This window comes from Mucilaginibacter sp. 5C4, from assembly GCF_034345625.1.
Taxonomy (GTDB): Bacteria; Bacteroidota; Bacteroidia; order Sphingobacteriales; family Sphingobacteriaceae; genus Mucilaginibacter; species Mucilaginibacter aurantiaciroseus.
In genome coordinates, this window is the sequence record NZ_CP133775.1 from 845,708 (window position 1) to 866,089 (window position 20,382).

General features: G+C 44.2%; 14 protein-coding genes. 10 read left to right on the plus strand and 4 right to left on the minus strand.

Features of this window, described 5'->3' with window-relative positions:
- Window positions 1-10 precede the first annotated feature (10 nt).
- From RHM67_RS03945 to RHM67_RS03955, 3 genes are all read left to right on the plus strand, one after another.
- On the plus strand, window positions 11-763 hold the full coding sequence (locus tag RHM67_RS03945; RefSeq protein WP_322230761.1) for a ferritin-like domain-containing protein: 753 nt from the start codon (window positions 11-13) through the stop codon (window positions 761-763).
- A gap of 1,279 nt (window positions 764-2,042) precedes the next feature.
- Window positions 2,043-3,467, plus strand: a complete 1,425-nt coding sequence (gene rlmD, locus RHM67_RS03950; protein ID WP_322230762.1) for a 23S rRNA (uracil(1939)-C(5))-methyltransferase RlmD — start codon at window positions 2,043-2,045, stop codon at window positions 3,465-3,467.
- A gap of 147 nt (window positions 3,468-3,614) precedes the next feature.
- Window positions 3,615-5,405, plus strand: a complete 1,791-nt coding sequence (locus RHM67_RS03955; RefSeq protein ID WP_322230763.1) for an ATP-binding protein — start codon at window positions 3,615-3,617, stop codon at window positions 5,403-5,405.
- 340 nt (window positions 5,406-5,745) lie between these two features.
- Here RHM67_RS03955 and RHM67_RS03960 read toward each other — a convergent pair whose 3' ends face one another.
- Window positions 5,746-6,714 carry an SDR family NAD(P)-dependent oxidoreductase gene (locus RHM67_RS03960; protein WP_322230764.1) on the minus strand — a complete coding sequence of 323 codons (969 nt, stop codon included), beginning with the start codon at window positions 6,712-6,714 and terminating at the stop codon, window positions 5,746-5,748.
- 157 nt (window positions 6,715-6,871) lie between these two features.
- Between RHM67_RS03960 and RHM67_RS03965 the strand changes: the two genes are divergently transcribed.
- From RHM67_RS03965 to RHM67_RS03975, 3 genes are read left to right on the plus strand one after another with little or no spacing between them, the layout of a single operon-like run.
- Window positions 6,872-8,053, plus strand: coding sequence for a formimidoylglutamase (locus RHM67_RS03965; RefSeq protein ID WP_322230765.1), 1,182 nt, complete (start codon window positions 6,872-6,874; stop codon window positions 8,051-8,053).
- Window positions 8,054-8,104: 51 nt separating this feature from the next.
- Window positions 8,105-9,277, plus strand: coding sequence for a TlpA disulfide reductase family protein (locus tag RHM67_RS03970; RefSeq protein WP_322230766.1), 1,173 nt, complete (start codon window positions 8,105-8,107; stop codon window positions 9,275-9,277).
- 50 nt (window positions 9,278-9,327) lie between these two features.
- A complete protein-coding gene (locus RHM67_RS03975; protein WP_322230767.1) occupies window positions 9,328-10,458 on the plus strand; it encodes a TlpA disulfide reductase family protein in 1,131 nt (376 codons plus the stop codon).
- Between the two features lie 119 nt (window positions 10,459-10,577).
- Here RHM67_RS03975 and purD read toward each other — a convergent pair whose 3' ends face one another.
- Entirely contained in the window at window positions 10,578-11,852 is a 1,275-nt protein-coding gene (gene purD, locus RHM67_RS03980) for a phosphoribosylamine--glycine ligase (protein WP_322230768.1), read from the minus strand.
- 214 nt (window positions 11,853-12,066) lie between these two features.
- Here purD and secA point away from each other — a divergent pair, with 214 nt between their 5' ends.
- The 4 genes from secA to RHM67_RS04000 all read left to right on the plus strand — a co-directional run bounded on the left by secA (window position 12,067) and on the right by RHM67_RS04000 (window position 18,094).
- Window positions 12,067-15,375, plus strand: coding sequence for a preprotein translocase subunit SecA (gene secA, locus RHM67_RS03985; RefSeq protein WP_322230769.1), 3,309 nt, complete (start codon window positions 12,067-12,069; stop codon window positions 15,373-15,375).
- A gap of 121 nt (window positions 15,376-15,496) precedes the next feature.
- Window positions 15,497-15,901, plus strand: coding sequence for an SPOR domain-containing protein (locus RHM67_RS03990; RefSeq protein WP_322230770.1), 405 nt, complete (start codon window positions 15,497-15,499; stop codon window positions 15,899-15,901).
- Window positions 15,894-17,078 (plus strand): M20 family metallopeptidase, encoded by a 1,185-nt coding sequence (locus RHM67_RS03995; RefSeq protein WP_322230771.1) that lies wholly within the window; start codon window positions 15,894-15,896, stop codon window positions 17,076-17,078. Before RHM67_RS03990 ends, RHM67_RS03995 begins: the two co-directional genes overlap by 8 nt.
- Before the next feature lie 83 nt (window positions 17,079-17,161).
- Window positions 17,162-18,094 (plus strand): hypothetical protein, encoded by a 933-nt coding sequence (locus RHM67_RS04000; RefSeq protein ID WP_322230772.1) that lies wholly within the window; start codon window positions 17,162-17,164, stop codon window positions 18,092-18,094.
- Window positions 18,095-18,244: 150 nt separating this feature from the next.
- On the opposite strand, the gene RHM67_RS04005 is transcribed toward RHM67_RS04000, so the two are convergent.
- Both RHM67_RS04005 and asnS read right to left on the minus strand, forming a co-directional pair.
- Window positions 18,245-18,736 (minus strand): SRPBCC family protein, encoded by a 492-nt coding sequence (locus tag RHM67_RS04005; RefSeq protein ID WP_322230773.1) that lies wholly within the window; start codon window positions 18,734-18,736, stop codon window positions 18,245-18,247.
- Window positions 18,737-18,865: 129 nt separating this feature from the next.
- The gene (gene asnS, locus RHM67_RS04010) at window positions 18,866-20,302 is read right to left on the minus strand and encodes an asparagine--tRNA ligase (RefSeq protein ID WP_322230774.1); all 1,437 of its coding nucleotides are present in this window, start codon (window positions 20,300-20,302) and stop codon (window positions 18,866-18,868) included.
- Window positions 20,303-20,382: the final 80 nt, after the last annotated feature.

A 20,382-nucleotide genomic window follows, 5' to 3' on the forward strand; every position in this document is an offset into this window, starting at 1 on the left:
CAAAAAACATATGCATACAAGCTATTACTGGATAGGGTATTTCCAGGCAAATGCCCACCAAAAAAGAGTGAACTGGAACATAGCGCCCACCATTACGCAGGAAGAGATCGCTACCATCCTGCAATCGTTACAGGCGTGGCAACTGGGCGAAACATCCGAAGGGGCGCATCTTATTGCTGCATCAACCAAATACGCCTACCGCATTGGCGACCCTGATTATGTGGACGCCGTTAAGCTCTTCATTAAAGAGGAACAAAAGCACGGCAACAACCTGGGCCGGTACATTGATAAGATAGGCCAAAAGCGCGTAAAAAAAGATTGGGGCGATACCCTGTTCCGCAAAGTGCGCTATTGGAATACCAGTATGGAGATTTGGACGCTGGCCGTTATTGTGGTAGAAAGCACCGCCCAGATTTTTTACCAGGCGCTAAAAGATGCCACCCAATGCCGCCTGCTAAAAGATATTTGTACCGATATTTTAATTGACGAAGCCCCGCATATCACCTTTCAAACAGAGCGGCTGGCCATAATCTTCGAGGGGAAATCGGATTTTTCTAAAAGCTGGCGTAAAGTGGCATACAAACATTTTTTTCATACCACATCGCTGTTGGTTTGGCATGGCCACAAAAAGCTGTTTATGGCCGGCGGGGTAACGTTTGATATGTATGTAAAAAAGATGCTGTACAAGTACAAAAAGACGATCAATATGATAACAGCCGCCCCGGCAGATTATCAAAACATGATTTTTAAATATGGAAGTTAAACCGTTAGACATGCAATCAAAGGCACTTAATTACAGCTTAAAAGTATGGCTAACCAGTGTTTTGTAGCGCCGATTATTTTTAATAATCATTTTTAATTTTGTTGCAAATGAAGGATATCAAAAGCATATAAATCGCTGGCTTAGTGAGCAATTGATGATCTACTTGTTAATCGTGTGTTTTTAAGCTCAATATTATCGTTTCTCACCTGGGTTGTTTTTTTGTGGTGATTGATTTTCAACGCGTGGCAAACGTCCGATATCTCAAAAATATTAAATACTACATTATAGCACTTGGGGTAATTTTAACGAGTTGCAATTTTTGCGTTATTATTGCTTCTTGATATTGGAGAAATCTTGTATTATTTGTGCGCTTCCTATTGTATTTGTATTGCCGGTAGTTCGTATTTCTATAAGCTGGAAATTACAAGGTTAGAGCCATGCTGTGTAGGCTCAAATAAAAAATGCGAAAGGAAATGCCCCGGAGGGGCTACCGCTTTGTAGAACTTGGGGTAATTTTAACGAGTTGCAATTTTTGCGTTATTATTGCTTCTTGATATTGGAGAAATCTTGTATTATTTGTGCGCTTCCTATTGTATTTGTATTGCCGGTAGTTCGTATTTCTATAAGCTGGAAATTACAAGGTTAGAGCCATGCTGTGTAGACTCAAATAAAAAATGCGAAAGGAAATGCCCCGGAGGGGCTACCGCTTTGTAGAACAAATTTGAATCTGATTATTGCCTCGTAGAGGCTACCCATCAATCAGATATGTAAATAGCTTATTTGCGGCCTGCCTAAGAAAGGGTAGCCTCTACGAGGCAAAGCTCGTCCTTTTCATCGGCTACAAAGCGGTAGACCCTACGGGTCATTAATAATAACTTGTCGGAAACATAGTCATGATAGGTTAGATATCACATTTGGCTATAATAATTCAAAATACCGTTTTGGTTTTTGGTATAAATTTTATTATGTTTGCATAGTAAAAATAATCTACATTGCTATGAGCCAGGAACTAATTGAATTCTCGGAGCTTATTGATGAGCAGTTCGAAATAGAGATAGATTTGGGGAGTATAGAACCGGATAACTTCTGGAACAATATCCTCAACCTCTTTATCTGAACCAATTAACTTAATTGCTTTAAGCAGTTCGCTGCTAAGTAAATTGCTATGAGCTAAATCTCCGTGTCCTTTGTGGTTTTCTTTGTGTTCTCTGTGGTTAAATTTCCCTAACCAAACTTCGCCATTCTAAAAATTAATAAATACGTTTAACTTTGCAGCCTGATGAGTAGATCTGCAAAAAAACCTAAGTTCTTCGAGAACGTAACTGTTATTGATATTGCCGAAGAAGGCAAGGGAGTTGGCAAAGCCGAAGATTTTGTGCTGTTTATTGAAAAGGCCGTTCCAGGCGACGTTGCCGACGTAGAGGTTTACCGCAGCAAAAAAAGCTTTGGCGAGGCCAAGATCATCAAACTTATCACCCCATCAGAATACCGCGTGCCTGCTTTTTGCGAGCACTTTGGCACCTGCGGCGGCTGCAAATGGCAGCATATGACCTACGAGGCACAGCTTAAATTTAAACAAAAGGCTGTGCACGATGCTTTAACCCGCATCGCCAAAATAGATGTTGAGCATATGGACGCTATTGTGCCATCGCCTGCCGATAGATATTACCGTAACAAGCTGGAATATACTTTTTCTAACAAGCGCTGGCTGTACGACGGCGAAAGCCGCGAAGACGAAACGCTTGATATGAATGCACTGGGTTTCCACATCCCCGGCCGTTTTGATAAGATCCTGAACATTAACCATTGCTACCTGCAGGCCGAACCTTCAAACGATCTGCGGAACAGCATCAACGCTTTTGCCAAAGAGAATGGCATCAGTTATTATGATGTCCGCGCCCATACGGGGGCTTTGCGTAACCTCATCATCCGTACCTCGTCTACCGGCGAGATAATGGTTATCGTAGTTTTCGCTCACGCGGACCAAGAGCAGGTAAACCTGCTGATGAACTATGTGGATGCAGCCTTCCCGCAGATCACATCGCTGTTGTACATCCTTAACCAAAAGATGAACGACACCATTTTTGACCAGGAAGTGATAGCTTGGAAAGGCCCGGAATATATCCACGAAGAAATGCCTGCTGCCAATGGCAATGTGGTGCGTTTTAGGGTTGGCCCCAAATCGTTCTATCAAACAAACTCTATACAGGCGCTGCGCCTGTACGAAATAACGCGAGATTTTGCAGGGTTTACCGGCAACGAACTGGTGTATGACCTTTACACCGGTGCCGGTACCATAGCTAACTTTATTGCCGGCCATGTGCGCGAAGTAGTAGGGGTAGAGTACGTGCCATCGGCTATTGAAGATGCTAAGGTAAATTCGCAGATCAACAATATCAGCAATACCAAATTTTACGCCGGCGACATGAAGGATGTGCTGGTGCACGATTTTGTGGTGGAGCACGGCAAACCAGATGTTATCATCACCGACCCGCCACGCGCCGGGATGCACGCCGATGTGGTTGCCCGTTTGATGGAGATCGAAGCAGACAAAATAGTCTACGTAAGCTGCAACGCTGCAACCCAGGCCCGCGACCTGCTGATACTAAAGGAAAAATACGACACGGTGAAAATACAACCGGTAGATATGTTTCCGCATACCCAGCATGTAGAGAATGTGGTGTTGCTGAAACTTCGTAAATAATTACTGCGGGTTAAATAAATTATCCATTACTTTATTCATCAAACTACTTGATGTTAAAAATTCAATTATTACTGATTAACAGTATTGTAGAGCAATATTTTTGGTAAATTAGCTTCATAAAGCAAATGCCTGCCTAATTGCTGATACATGGATGCTCCTATACCTTTTTTTAATTTCTCGATAAAAAAGGTTTTATTCCGCGAACCCGACAACCTTAAGCGCGCACGGATAAAAATTGTGTACACCACACTACTGCTTACCCTGCTAAAAATTGTGATACTGATGCCCCTGGCTTATGATGCCATACAGGGCCACCAGCTATACCGTATAGCCTTTGTTTTTGTATTGTACGTAGGGCTTACTAAGTATTTACTGTATAAGCCGGATAATATCGGCATTGTGGCGCACACAATCATATTATCAGGTGTGTTCGGCATTTGGTCTAACCTCATTATTCTTAACCAAAACCTTAACCTGGTTACCGTGCAGTTTGTATTTATGGTGACTTTTGTTGGGTACTGCCTCATCAACAACCGGTTTGCCATTGTATACAGTGTGTTTGCTATAGCGCCGGTTATGTATTGCCAGGTGGTTACCAATAGGTCGCAATGGCACCTTAATAGGGTAACTTACGAACTGCCATCGCCTGGTTTTGAGGTGATCATTTTCCTGAATTTTATTACGATCGTGCTCATCCACTATCTGTTTTATAAGGCCTTTAGGGATAACGTGAACGAGAAAGAAGAGCTGAACAAGCGGCTTCAAGCCACTGTTGCCGAAACCAAGGCCCTGGCCGAATCGCGCTCGGTATTCCTGTCTACCATGTCGCATGAGTTGCGTACGCCATTGAACGCGGTTATAGGTATGACCAGCCTGATAAAAGATACCGCCACCAAAGAGCAAACCGAGAACCTGGATATCCTGGAGTTTTCGGCCACCAGTTTGCTTACGCTTGTTAATGATATCCTGGATTACAACAAAGGTGAAAACGATAAGATAGAGTTAGAGTCCATCCCGGTATACCTGCCGGTTATGCTGCATAAGGTATGCTCGGGCCTGCAGCATAAGGCTGCCGAGAAAGGGTATCAGTTGGTGCTGGATGTGGATCAGCAGCTAAAAGACCAATGGATAGTTACCGATCCAACCCGTTTAACGCAGATCATATACAACCTTGCCGGTAATGCCATTAAGTTTACCGAAAGCGGACAGGTGAGTGTGAAAGCCTTGGTCGAAGAAAGATCTGATGACCATGTAACCGTTAACTTCTCCGTATCAGATACAGGTATCGGCATCCCAATGGACAGGCAAGAGGTGATATTTGACCCGTTTACACAGGCATCCGCAGATACCACCCGCCTTTATGGGGGCACAGGGCTTGGCCTTGCCATTGTAAAACGCCTGTTAAAATTATTCAATAGTGTTATCGAACTGAAGAGCGAACAAAAAAAGGGTTCGGTGTTTTCATTTCCTATTCAGTTTGAGTTATATAAAGGAAAAACAAACCCGGTATCGTTGCATACGGTGATGAACAGTAGCCTCGAAGGCCTTAACATCCTTATTGCCGAGGATAACTCGGTAAACTCGCTATTATTGGTTAAGCTTTTATCTAAGTGGAACATAAACGCTACAGTAGCCAACAATGGCATGGAGGCCGTTAAAAAGCTTAAAGAAGGCGATTTTGATGTGATACTGATGGACCTGCACATGCCCGTAATGAACGGTTACCAGGCTACGCAATTAATCCGTGCCTTAAATGATAAAACAAAATCCCGCATACCCATCATTGCGTTAACGGCATCGGTTTCCCATAATATTAATGATAAAATAAAAGAAGCCGGCATGACCGATTACCTTTCTAAACCATTCCAGGCCGCATCTTTACATCAAAAACTTGAAGCATTAAGCGTTTCAAAGGCGGGTAAGGTTATGGCTGGGTAGGTAATCAATCTGATTAGGATAATCAAATTCATTGCCGTTGACTTCAGTCAACGGATAACAAAACAAAAACATTGGCTTTAGCCAAAATGAAGAAGGGTTAGGCTAAAGCCAATTAGCGCTATTTAATTCCGTCCATAAATGCGACGGCAATGAATAAACTTAACGCTGTCGAGTTACTGCGTAGTAGATAACATGATAACAAAAAACTTACACATGATGGCGGTACTATTTTGTCAGTAGTCAAAACCTCAAATGTCTGATTATTAGAATTTTGTGAAAATCCTCGTGTGTTTACAAACGTGAACGTGAACATTTGGCTTAAAACGACAGCGTAGAATAACTAACCACCCAATGACTGGCAAACTTCCTTTATCGTTTCACTAACCGGTTTAAATTCGAAACCAATGGCTTGCTTTATTTTGCTGTTATCAAACTCGCGGCTGTTTGATGCCGCACGTGCGCTGGTTTTATCCAAAGCGGGGGCTTTGCCGGTTAACAATCCTATAAAAGATGCGCCACGCCAGGCTAGTTCCATCATCCACGGCTTGGCAAGGGTTTTAGGGGCGGGTACATTTAGGCATCCTGCAATTTCTTTAAAAAGGTGTTTGTAAGGGCGGTTTTCGGCGTTTATGATGTAACGTTCGCCGCTTAGGTTGGTTTCCATAAGGGCTATCATACATTTGGCAACGTCCTGCACATCTACAAAACCAATAGTGCCGCCGGTATAAAATTTAAGGCCTTTGCGTACAGTTTCAAAGATCTGTCCGCTGCCTGTGGTCCCGGCACTTACGCCTATAATGATGGTTGGGTTTACAATTACAGCATCCAATCCCTCGGCAATGCCGCGCCAAACTTCCATCTCGCTTTCCAGTTTTGATATGGCATAGCCATCCGTTTCGGTTGATGAATCCAGGTGGTGGTTCTCGGTGATCAATTCGCCGGGCTTAGCCTCGCCAACCGCAGCTACCGAACTGGTGTGCACCATGCGGATGCCTTTTTCGTTACAAAGGTCAACAAGGTTGGCCGTTCCCCGCACATTTGTACGGATCATCGCCTCTTTGTCGGCTTGTTTTAGGGATACAAAGGCTGCGCAGTTGTAAACATGTGTAATACCTTCTAAGGCATCTTCCAAAGCGGCGGCATCCATCAGGTCGGCGTTAACCCACTCGATTTTGTCGACAAAAGGCTCCAGTATTTTAGGAATGATTGATGATGCACGTTTGGTGCAACGAACCTTGTTTCCGCGTAGGATAAGTTCTTTCGCTAATTCGGCCCCTAAAAAACCTGTCGCACCCGTAACAAGAATCATTATTTGAAAATTTGAAAATGAGTTGATTTGAAAATGTAAAAGTGCACAAAAGTAATTTGAAGATTAATCAAATTCGGAATTTGAAAATTAATATGTTTGTTGAGCGTATTGAAAGGCATCTTCAAGTTTTCAAATCCATACATTTTCAAATCAAAAAATGTCCTTAGCCGATTTTTTTACACCCATAGATCTTAAAAAGATCACGCCAAAGAATGGATATATCACCAGCCAGCTTGGTGATAAAATTAACCATCACTCGGTTGACTTCCCCGATCTTGAACAAAAAACGGATATCGCTATTATCGGTGTGCTTGATGACCGAAACGCAGTAAATAACCCCGGCTGCGCTTTAGGCCCCGATTACGTACGCGAGAAACTTTACCTGCTAAATGAGGGCAGTTACAACACTAAAATAGTCGACCTCGGTAACATCGCCCGTGGCGAAACCGTGATTGATACCTACTATGCCCTTAAAACGGTTGTAGAAGAGCTTATCAAAAAAGATATTATCCCGTTGATCATAGGTGGCGGGCAGGATCTTACCTACGCCCAATACCTCGGTTACGAAAAACTGGAGCAGAAAGTAGATATGCTGGTTGTGGATTCGCAGCTGGACCTTGATGATGACGGCTTAAGCGAAACCATCGAAACCACCTCGGCATCGTACATGAATAAAGTGATCCTGCACGAGCCTAATTATCTTTTCAATTACAGCAACCTGGGCTACCAAACCTACTTTGTAAACCAGGACAGTTTACGGGTGATGGATAAGCTTTATTTTGATGTACATCGCCTTGGCGAGCTTACCCAAAACATCGCGGTAGCAGAACCAATTATCCGCAACGCCAACATGGTTAGCTTTGATATGGGGGCCATCCGCTCATCAGATGCGGCCGGTAATGCCAATGCCAAGCCAAACGGGTTTTACGGCGAAGAGGCCTGCCAGATCTGCCGCTATGCAGGCTTTAACGATAAACTTACATCGATAGGGTTCTACGAATTTAACCCGGCTTACGATACCAACGGTCAAACGGCAATGTTGCTATCGCAAATGATCTGGTATTTTATCGATGGTGTTTACAACCGAAAGCGCGATTTTCCGCTCAATCCCAAATCACAATACCTTATTTACAAAACCAGCCTTACGCATGATGAGCACGAACTGGTGTTTGTAAAAAGTAAAAAAAGCGACCGCTGGTGGATGCAGGTGCCTTACCCAACAGGAGGTTCCAAAAACGAGCGCTTCCACCTGGTGCCATGCCGGTACGAGGATTACAAAACTGCCGTATCTGGCGAAATGCCCGACCTTTGGTGGCGTACCTACCAGAAATTGAACTAACCTGCAATTGATTAGGTATTTACACGTTATTGTACTTTACTGATAATTTAAATGAAGAAATTTCTTTTCACCATAGCGGCATTTTTGCCGGCTTTGGCCTACGCGCAAAACGCGCAGCCTTTTACCGTTAAAAGCAAACTGACAAACATTAAAGGCCCTGCAACAGCTTACTTAGTTTATTACCTTGGTGCTAACAGTCAAACAGATTCTGCAACCATAGTTAACGGCGAATTTAAGTTTGAGGGCGTTATTATGGACCCGGTTACCGCGTCTTTGTTCATCGACCATAGAAACCTGGGATTCACCAAATATGTGGAACAAAACTTCCCGGATGGCGGCCCTTCAAAAACTGCTGATGGCTTAAGCTTTTTCCTGGAAAAGGGAACTATCAGCGTAAGCGGTAAAGATTCTATCGCTACCGCGGATGTCGTTGGCTCGCCTATAAATGATGATAACAAAAGCTTAAAAGCGCAGCTAAAGGTTATTATTGATAAAGCCCAAAAAGTAACTGAAGAAGGCAAAAAGGCCACTGCCGGGCAGCAACGCTCTCCTGCTTTCCAGAATGCAATGCAGGCAAAATACAAGGTATTGCAGGACGAGCAGAAGAGCGTGATCAAGAATTTTATAACCACACATCCTACAAGTTATATCAGCTTGTTAGCGTTATCGAGCGTTGCCGGCCCAAACCCGGATGTTGCCGAGATAGGGCCATTGTATAACCTGCTCTCTGCCGATCTGCAAAAGTCTGAAGGCGGGAAGCAGTTGAAAATGTCTATCGATGCATTAAATATCACCGCTATCGGCGCTTTAGCTCCAGATTTTTCGCAGAATGATGTGAATGGCTTACCTGTGCGCTTGTCATCATTCCGTGGTAAATATGTGCTGTTAGATTTTTGGGCATCGTGGTGCGGCCCTTGCAGGCAGGAAAACCCTAACGTGGTAAAAATGTATAATAAGTACAAAGGGAAAAACTTTACTGTGCTTGGTGTATCGCTTGATAAGGCCGATGGTAAATCGGCATGGTTGGCTGCTATTAAAAATGACGGCTTGACATGGACGCAAGTATCCGACCTTAAATTCTGGAACAACCTTGCCGCGAGTTTATACGGCGTGCAATCCATCCCCCAAAACTTTCTGATAAACCCCGAAGGTAAAATTGTTGCCAAGAACTTACGCGGCGATGCACTGGATGCTGTGTTAGAAAAGTTACTTGGTAAAATTTGATTCTAAGTATAATAACCTCATATTAGGCGTCAATAAAACTGACTGTAATTATGAAAAAAATAACATTGAGTGCACTTGTGCTTTTGCCGGCGCTTGCTTTTGCGCAAGGCGGAAAATTTACGGTACAGGGTAAGTTGGGGAGCTACAATGCACCTGCTAAAGCCTACATTCAATACCGTAAAGAAGGCAAAACCATTATGGACTCTGTGGTGCTTAAAAATGGCGCGTTCAAATTTGAGGGTATTGCTGCCGATGTACCCGGCCAGGGCTATTTATTGCTTAACCCCAAAGGTAACAGCATGAATGCTTCTAAAGATTACAAAGCCATTTACATTGAACCGGGAACTATCACGGTTACCACTGCTGATGAACTGATCAAGGCAACCGTTACCGGTACAAAATCTAACATCGAAAATGAACAATACCAGGCGGCTTTAAAACCGGTTAACGATGGTTACAAAGCCATGGAAGCCAAAGAAAAAGCTACCCCTGAAGCTGATCAAAAATCTGATGCCTTTGTCAAACAAGCTAAAGCAGCCGAAAAAGCTATTGAAGTTCAGGAGAAAGCTATCAACCAAAAATTTATTAAAAGCCATCAGGATTCTTATGTGAGCATGAATGCTTTGCAGTCGCTTGCTTACAGCTCGGATTATGTGGATATTGAGCCTTTGTATACTTCACTTTCTCCGGCTATTAAAGCTTCGGCAGGTGGTAAAGCATTTGGCGAATTATTGCCAAAAATGAAAGCTGTTGCCTTAGGCGCAACCGCGCCTGAAATTGCTGAGGCTGATACATCAGGCAAGGTAGTTAGCCTGTCATCATTCCGCGGTAAATATGTATTGGTTGATTTTTGGGCATCGTGGTGTGGTCCTTGCCGCCAGGAAAATCCTAACGTGGTAAAAGCATACAATGCCTATAAAACTAAGAACTTCACCATCCTTGGCGTATCGCTTGATGGCAAAGGTGCTAAAGGTGCATGGGTTGGCGCTATCCAAAAAGATGGCTTGGAGTGGACGCAAGTATCTGACCTTGCAGGCTGGAAAAGCCGCCCTGCTGGCGAATATGCCGTACGCGCTATCCCTCAAAACTTTTTAATTGACCCTAACGGCAAGATCATCGGCAAAAACTTGAGAGGTGATGACCTGGAAGCCAAACTTGCTGAATTGTTCGGGAAAATATAATTTCAGGTCCGCAAGTCGGTAAAGACAGAAAGTCCGAAAGAAGAAGCTTTGTAGCTAAAACTTTCGGACTTCCTATTTTAAAAACTATTTGTCCATCTTTCGGATATTGGACTTCCTGACTATAACAAATCGAACCCTATATCTTTCCTGAAGTAAACACCGTCGTAATAAATGCGTGCGGCATCGGCAGTGGCTTGTTGCAGGGCATCAAACATGTTATCCTGCAGGCTGGTAACCGCTAACACACGGCCGCCGGTTGCTTGTACATCTTCGCCAACCAGACTGGTACCCGCCTGGAATACATGCGAATCGCGCACGTTTTCAATCCCACTGATGGTTTTATCTTTTAAATATTCGCCGGGGTAACCGCCTGCAACGCATACTACGGTAGCCGCGGTTTTTTTGGAGATGATGAGCTCTTTCTCGTTCAGGTTACCTTCGGCAACGCCTAAAAGCAGGTCTACAAAGTCCGACTCGATGCGTGGCATTACACTTTCCGTTTCCGGGTCGCCCATGCGGCAGTTGTATTCAATAACCCATGGCTCGCCGTGGGTATTCATCAGGCCTATAAAAATAAACCCTTTGTAAGGGATGCCTTCTTTTTTTAAACCTTCAACGGTAGGGATGATGACCCTTTGCTCCACCTTCTGCATAAATGCCTCATCGGCAAAATGCACCGGCGAAACCGAGCCCATGCCACCTGTATTTAAACCGGTATCGCCTTCGCCAATACGTTTGTAGTCTTTAGCTTCGGGCAGTATCTTATAATTGGTGCCATCGGTCATCACAAAAACCGAAAGTTCTATTCCCTGTAAAAATTGTTCTATCACCACTTTAGAGCTGGCATCACCAAACTTGGCTTCGGTAAGCATTTCTAAAAGTTCCTGGCGGGCTTCTTCAAGCGTAAGGCATATCAAAACACCTTTGCCGGCTGCCAGTCCGTCGGCTTTTAAAACTACGGGCAGGCCGGTGGTAGCCAGGTAGTCAAAACCTTCCTGCAAAGTATCGCGGGTAAACGTACGCGATGCCGCGGTCGGTACGTTGTGGCGTTGCATAAACGCTTTGGAGTAATCCTTGCTGCCTTCCAGTTGGGCACCTTCCTGCTGCGGGCCAATAACCGGGATACTTTTCAGCTGCTCATCTGCCAGGAAAAAATCGTGGATGCCCTTTACAAGCGGTTCCTCGGGGCCAACCAAAACCATTTTAACATCGTTAGCCAAAACAAAGGCTTTAATACCTTCAAAATCGGTAACTTTAAGGTTAACGTTGGTGCCATACTGGCCGGTGCCGGCATTTCCCGGTGCAATAAAAAGTTTATCGCATTTTGGGCTTTGTGAAATTTTCCAGGCGAAGGCGCTTTCCCTTCCGCCCGAACCAAGGATCAGGATGTTCATGTGTGCAAATATAGGTTTTTTGGAGTATCAAGTAATTAGTATCAAGTATCAAGAATACTTTTCTAAATTTTTTGTCATTAAATCCCGTCTATGTACTTGATACTTGCTACTTGATACCCTCTGTAAAAGCAAAAAATAGTACCTTTGCATGTCAAAATGACTTTAAAATTGCACTGGCGCAATTATTGAGTTTGGTGCATTATATAAAAACAATATGTTAGATTTTTTCAGTAAGCTTTTTGGAAGCAAATCAGAACGAGACGTTAAAGGCATTTTGCCGATAGTTGAGAAAGTTAAAGCTGCTTATGCCAAGCTTGATCAGTTGAGTAATGATGAGTTACGGGCCAAAACCATAGAATTTAAAGAAACTATTGCTGCCGGCCTTGCGGGTATCGACGGCGAGATACAGGCTATAAAAACCCGTACCGAAACCGAACTGGGTATGGAGGTGAGCGAAAAGGTTGCCCTGTACACACAGTTAGATAAGCTGGAGAAAGACCGCAATAAAGAACTTGAAGATATTTTAGCGAATATTTTACCGGAGGCATTTGCCGTGGTAAAAGAAACATCGCGCAGGTTTGCCGAAAACAAAACGATTGAGGTTACCGCTACCGAGTTCGACCGTGAACTTGCCGCTAAAAAAGGTAACGTTATCATTAAAGGCGATAAAGCTACCCACCATAACACATGGTTGGCTGCCGGCAACGAGGTTACCTGGAACATGGTGCATTACGATGTACAGCTTATTGGTGGTATTGTATTGCACCAGGGTAAAATATCTGAGATGGCCACAGGTGAGGGTAAAACGTTGGTAGCCACGCTGCCTGCCTACCTTAACGCGCTTGCAGGCCAGGGTGTACACATTGTAACCGTGAATGATTACCTGGCACGACGCGATAGCGAGTGGATGGGCCCATTATACGAGTTCCACGGTTTGGCGGTTGATTGTATTGACAAACACGAGCCAAACTCTGAAGAACGCCGTAAAGCTTATTTAGCCGATATTATCTTTGGTACCAATAACGAATTTGGTTTTGATTACCTGCGTGACAATATGACACGCAGCCCCGAAGAACTGGTACAGCGCAAACTGCACTATGCCATGGTGGATGAGGTCGATTCGGTATTAATTGATGATGCGCGTACACCGCTTATTATTTCCGGCCCAATTCCTCGTGGTGATGAGCATGAGTTTTATGAGTTGAAACCGCGTATCGAGCGTTTAGTTAACGCCCAAAAAGCTTACGTAAACACCGTGTTGAACGAAGCCAAAAAGGCGATCAATGATGGTAACACCGGCATTGAGGATGGTGGTTTAGCATTATTACGTGCGCACCGTGCATTACCGAAAAGTAAAGCATTAATAAAGTTCCTGAGCGAGGGTGGTAACCGTACCGTTCTGCAAAAAACAGAGAACCACTACATGCAGGACCAGGGCAAAGAAATGCCAAGGGTCGATTCGGAGTTGTTCTTCATCATTGATGAGAAAAGCAATTCAGTAGAGCTTTCTGAAAAAGGTATCGAATTGATCACAGCATCGGGCGAAGATCCACACTTCTTTGTGATGCCTGACGTAGGTACCGAGATCGCTAACATCGAAAAATCTGACGCCCCGGCAGAAGAGAAGATAGCTAAGAAAGATGAGCTGATGCGCGATTTTTCTATCAAATCTGAGCGGATCCACTCGGTTAACCAATTGCTTAAGGCTTATACCCTGTTTGAAAAAGATACCGAATACATCCTTGATGATGGTAAAGTAAAAATTGTTGATGAGCAAACCGGCCGTGTATTGGATGGCCGCCGTTACTCTGATGGATTACACCAGGCTATCGAGGCTAAAGAAAATGTTAAGGTAGAGGATGCTACACAAACATTCGCGACTGTAACGCTGCAAAACTACTTCAGGATGTACCACAAACTTTGTGGTATGACAGGTACCGCCGTTACCGAAGCTGGTGAGTTTTGGCAGATCTATAAACTGGATGTGGTAGAGATACCAACCAATACGGCAACCAGCCGTGCAGATATGCAGGATTTGGTTTACCGTACCATCCGCGAAAAATATAATGCCGTTGCCGATGAAATTGTAAAACTAACGCAGGCCGGTCGCCCGGTACTGGTGGGTACAACATCGGTAGAGATCTCGGAGTTATTGAGCCGTATGCTTAAGCTTCGTGGTATCAAACACAACGTACTGAATGCCAAAATGCACCAGAAAGAGGCGGACATTGTTGCCGAGGCGGGACAGACAAGTACTGTAACTATTGCTACCAACATGGCAGGCCGTGGTACGGATATAAAATTAGGGCCAAATGTAAAAGAGGCCGGTGGTTTAGCCATTGTAGGTACCGAACGCCACGAAAGCCGCCGTGTAGACAGGCAGTTGCGTGGCCGTGCAGGTAGGCAGGGTGACCCGGGTTCGTCTCAGTTCTTTGTATCGTTAGAGGATAACCTGATGCGTTTATTCGGATCAGAGCGGATATCCAACCTAATGGTACGCATGGGTATCGAAGAGGGCGAAGTTATCCAGCACTCCATGATCTCAAAATCTATAGAGCGCGCGCAGAAGAAAGTAGAAGAGAACAACTTTGGTATCCGTAAGCGTTTGCTGGAGTATGACGATGTGATGAACTCGCAGCGTACCGTTATTTACGCCAAACGTAAGAACGCGTTATTTGGCGAGCGCCTTGACGTAGATTTGAGTAACACAATTTTTGATGTAATTGAAGATGTGGTTACCGAATACAAAGAGGGCAACAATTACGAGGGTTTCCAAATGGAAGTTATCCGTTTGTTCTCGTTAGATACGCAGGTAAATGCAGAAGAGTTTAGTGCGACATCTATCCTTGATCTTGTAGAAAGCACTTTCATAGAAGTAACAGACTTTTACAAACGTAAAGCAGAAGCTGTTGCCCAACAGGCTTACCCGGTTATAAAAGACGTTTATGATACCCGTGGCCAGTATGTGGAGAACATCGTAGTGCCTTTCTCTGATGGGATCCACGGTTTACAGGTATCGGTACCGTTGAAAAAAGCGGTTGAGAATAAAGGTTTAGAGGTATTTAAATCGTTTGAGAAAAACGTTACCCTTTACTTGATCGATGATGCCTGGAAAGAACACTTGCGCGAAATGGACGAGTTAAAGCAGTCTGTACAAAACGCGGTTTACGAACAAAAAGACCCGCTGTTGGTTTACAAGTTTGAGGCTTTTGAATTGTTCCGCCAGATGTTATCAAACGTGAACAAAGAGCTGGTTAGCTTCCTGTTTAGGGGGGGTATCCCGGTTCAGCAGGAGCCTGAACAGGTGCGCGAGGCAAAACCTCAGCCAAAACTCGACCTGAAAAACATGCGTACTTCAAAACCCGAACTGGTAAGCGAAGCTAACGGCATGCCGATGGAAGACACCCGCGAAATACAAAAACCAACCCCAGTAAAGGTTGAGCAAAAAATAGGCAGGAACGACCCATGCCCATGTGGTAGCGGCAAAAAATACAAAAGCTGCCACGGCCTGGGAATGAATTAATAACTAGCCCCTCCCAACGCTCCCCGGAAGGGAGGGCTTTAATAAAAAATTTACTAAAAATGAAAAAAGCAATGTTTGATTATAAAGCTCCGATAAGCCTCATCAAATATTGCTTTTTTTTATGCTGCTACTGGCCACATTCGGGGCATCGGCACAAACTACCCGTGGCAAGGTACAGGTAGTGGCACCACCATTTTTTGATACCTTGTTAGCCAAGCGGGCAACGCTTAATAAAGGCGGCGGTGGCTCAAGGGGGTACACATCATCATACGGTTACCGCGTGCAAATCTATAGTGGTAGCAACCGTAGCTCGGCGTTTAATGCGCAGGCCAAGTTTAATAAAGAGTTCCCGGAAATGCGTACCTATATTGTGTACAAAGAGCCAAACTTTAAAGTACGTGCGGGCGATTTTCGTTCACGTATTGAAGCGGAGAGTATGAAGGAACAACTGAAGCCATGGTTCCCGGTAATGTTTATTATCTCAGAAAAAATCAATCCACCCAAAACGGTTATCACTAATGATTAAAGAAAAAATACAGCAAATAGCAAAAGATATTTTTGATGATGTAGTGGCTAACCGCAGGCATTTGCACTCGCACCCCGAATTGTCTTTCCACGAGGTAGAAACATCGGTGTTTGTGGCAAATAAGCTGGAAGAACTTGGGCTGGAATATCATAAAATGGCCGATACCGGTTTGGTGGCCCTGCTAAAAGGCGACAAACCGTCTGACCAGGTAGTTGCCCTCCGTGCCGATATGGATGCCCTGCCGATATTGGAAGCTAATGATGTTCCATATAAATCTCAAAACCCGGGTGTAATGCACGCTTGCGGGCACGATGTGCATACCTCATCATTACTGGGTGTTGCTAAGATCTTAACCGATCTTAAAGGTGAATTTGGCGGTACTATTAAGTTCATTTTTCAACCGGCAGAAGAGAAACTACCCGGTGGTGCCAGCCTGATGATCCAGGAGGGTGTGTTAGAAAACCCAAAACCACAGGCCGTAATAGGGCAGCATGTTATGCCGCTTATAGACGCAGGTAAAGTAGGTTTCCGCGCGGGCAAGTATATGGCATCAACTGATGAACTTTATGTCACCGTAAGGGGCAGGGGTGGCCATGGTGCGCAACCACAACAGAACGTAGACCCGGTAGTAATTACCGCGCATATTATTACTGCCCTGCAAACTATTGTAAGCCGCTCTGCAGACCCCAAAAGTCCGTCGGTATTATCCTTTGGGAAGGTGATCGCTAACGGCGCAACCAACGTTATACCAAACGAAGTTTATTTGGAAGGTACGTTCCGAACTATGGACGAAAAATGGCGTTCTGAGGCCCATATCAAGATCAAAAAAATGGCAGAAGGTATCGCCGAAAGTATGGGTGGAAGTTGCGAATTCAATATCATAAGGGGATACCCATTTTTGATCAATGAAGAAAAGCTAACCGCCAGCACCCGCGGCCATGCCGAGGATTATTTGGGTAAAGAGAACGTGATCGACCTGGATATCTGGATGGCCGCCGAAGACTTTGCCTACTACTCGCAGGTGGCGGATTCTTGCTTTTATCGCCTGGGCACACGTAACGAAAGCCGCGGTATTACGTCATCAGTACATACCCCAACGTTTGATGTTGAAGAAAGCGCCCTGGAGCAAAGCGTTGGCCTAATGGCATACCTTGCTGTAAAGCAGTTAGGTAATTAGTCGATAGACATTAAAAACTTTTGTATTGCTGTAATGTTCTTTATAAGTGATGGTCTGTGAGACTATCGACCATGGACTATTATATGAACAAAAAACTACTTTTAGCTTTCTGCTTACTCCTCTCTGCACTCACCTCTAAAGCGCAGCAGATCCCGCGTTTTAACCCCGATACTATTCTTACCATTGTTATTGATTCAGCTGTAAATATCCGCTCTCACCGTTTAAACACGCAGGACTTTATTGACGCGGTAATGAACGATACCAGCTTTTACAAAGCGTTTCAAAACATGAAATATTACGCCTTTACGGCCGAGAATCGAATTTTCACTTACGATAAAAAGAACAAAGTTGATGGTAAAGTTTACCGGCGCTTGCTGCACAGCAATAGCGGTGGCAAACATCAAATAGAATACACCGCTAAGCGCGATAGTGGCAACGTATTTAAAAAGAACGGTAAGTACCAGTTGTATACCGTAGAAATGTTCGACTATATTTTTATGAATGCCTACAACTCCGATTATGTAAAAAGTGAGGGGACATCCGAAGAGAATAAAGGCAAAAACGAGGGCTACAAAGCCAAGCTAAAAAAACTTGTGTTCACACCGGGCAGGCGTGTAAATGGCATTCCGTTCATCAGCAGTAAAACAGAAATTTTTGGGCCGGAGTTAAAGCAGTTTTATACCTATGAATTTGCCCGCGGTAAGTACCTTGATAGCATTCCCGTATATCGCTTTAAAGTAAAGCGTAAGCCAAGTACCGCTGCCGATGATGTGATGATACAGGAGATGACCACCATTTTTGACGTAAATAACTTTGAGATCCTGGGCCGTTATATCGATATGAAATACAGTAACATGCTGTTTGATTTTAATGTGCAGATGAACATCGAACTCAACAAATTCAACGACCAGCTATTACCCATCAAAATAAGCTACCAGGGCAACTGGGATATCCCCTTCCACAAAGAAGAACGTGCCAGCTTTTTAATTGTGCATAAGGATTATAAAAGGGAGTGATTTTAGATTGCACTGATTGTAAAATGATTACACCGATTGGATGATTAATAGTTCGGCTAAAGCCAGTATGTTAATTTCCTAACCCGTCCCATAAATGGGACGGCAATGAAAATTTATTTTATAAACGGAGAGGCATCATTGCCGTTGGCTTTAGCCCACGGGTGAAATGTAGAGAGTTTCTGGCTTTAGCCAATCCTTCTCCGACACCTCTTTAATGACAAGATTACGTGTAACCAGCAATCCGGTCATATATCTTTTCAAGAATAGCCAATTTGCCAACTTCCCAAGTAAGCCTAACGGCGATTCAAAAACAAATACATCCCGCATTACAGTTTGCTTTCTCTCCTCAGCAAAATAATGTTCGTGCCTGAAGCTTTTGAAAGCGCCCGCAACCATTTCATCTGCAAAGAAATTAGGTGAATTAAACTCTGTTATTTTTGAAGTGAGGTTTTGCCGGATGCCAAAGTGCTTAGCCCGCCAGGTAACCGTTTCACCCAATTCAATCAAGCCGCTGGTACGACCTGCAATGGCTCGTTCGCCGGTATGCGCGGTAGAAGCTACATGCACATCAATATCACGAGAGATATTAAAACAGCGTTGGATAGGAGCATTGATGATTGTGGTTAATACTATTTTAGGCATCTCATAGGCAAATTACAAAATATATGTGGGATGCAGATCCCTTGGCTAACGAACGGCATTACAGGAAATAAAACAAAAACGCCGATCATAAAATAATCGGCGTAATCATAAAATGTATAAATCAGCGGTTTAAAATTCCGCGTTCTTTGGGAACCTTGGGAAAGGGATCACGTCGCGAATGTTGCCCATACCGGTAACAAACAGTACCAAACGTTCAAAGCCTAAACCAAAGCCGGCGTGCGGGCAGCCACCGTAACGGCGGGTATCCAGGTACCACCAAAGCTCATCTTTAGGGATACCTATCTCGTCCATACGTTGCTCAAGCTTATCCAAACGCTCTTCACGCTGCGATCCACCTACAATTTCTCCAATACCAGGGAACAGGATATCCATAGCGGCAACGGTTTTACCGTCGTCGTTCTGGCGCATGTAGAATGATTTTATCTCTTTGGGGTAATCGGTAAGGATCACCGGTTTTTTGAAGTGTTTCTCAACCAGGTAACGCTCGTGTTCCGATTGTAAGTCGGTACCCCAGCCTTCTATCGGGTATTGGAATTTCTTCTTTTTATTTGGGGTAGATTCTTTCAGGATCTCGATGGCCTCAGTATAAGTCAGGCGTTCAAAATCGTTATCTAAACAAAACTGTAGTTTCTCTAACAGGTTAAGGTCAGAGCGGTCCTGCTGTGGTTTTTGTTTTTCCTCGTCAAGCAAACGTTGGGTTAAAAACTCGATATCTTCTTTGTTTTTATCCAGCGCGTAGCGGATAACAAATTTTAAAAGTTCTTCAGCCAAGTCGGCATTGTCTTTCAGGTCATAGAAAGCCATTTCCGGCTCTATCATCCAAAACTCGGCAAGGTGGCGGGTAGTGTTAGAGTTTTCGGCACGGAAGGTAGGGCCGAAGGTATAAATATCACTCAGTGCCATGGCGCCAAGTTCGCCCTCAAGCTGACCAGATACGGTTAAGTTGGTAGATTTACCAAAGAAATCTTGCTTATAATCTACCTCGCCGGTATCGGTACGCGGCACATTAGCCAGATCGAAGTTAGTCACATGGAATGCTTCTCCAGCACCCTCTGCATCGGATTGAGTAATGATTGGCGTGTGCAGGTAAACAAACCCACGTTCCTGGAAAAAGGTATGGATAGCGTATGACAGCGTGTTACGCACCCTGAAAATAGCGCCGAAAGTACTGGTACGGAAACGCAGGTGCGCTATCTCGCGTAAAAATTCAAGGCTATGTTTTTTAGGTTGCAGCGGGTATTTCTCCGGGTCGCTATCGCCCAAAATTTCGATGCTGGTGGCTTTAACATCAACACTTTGTCCTTTACCTAAAGATGCCACTAACCTGCCGCTAACGCTAAGCGCCGCGCCTGTAGTGATGCGTTTTAATATGGTAGGGTCGGTGTTTTCAAAATCAACAACAATTTGTAGGTTGCTATTGGTAGAGCCATCGTTTAAAGCAATAAACTGGTTGTTACGGAAGGTACGTACCCATCCTTTAACAGTTACATCAATATCGGTTTTACCGCTTTCAAGCAGTGCTTTGATTTTTGTACGAGAGCTCATATAAAAAGTATTAGAGCGGTAAAAATACAATTATTTGCTAAAAAGCACTCTCTATTCTCCCCCGGCAGGGGAGACTTTTG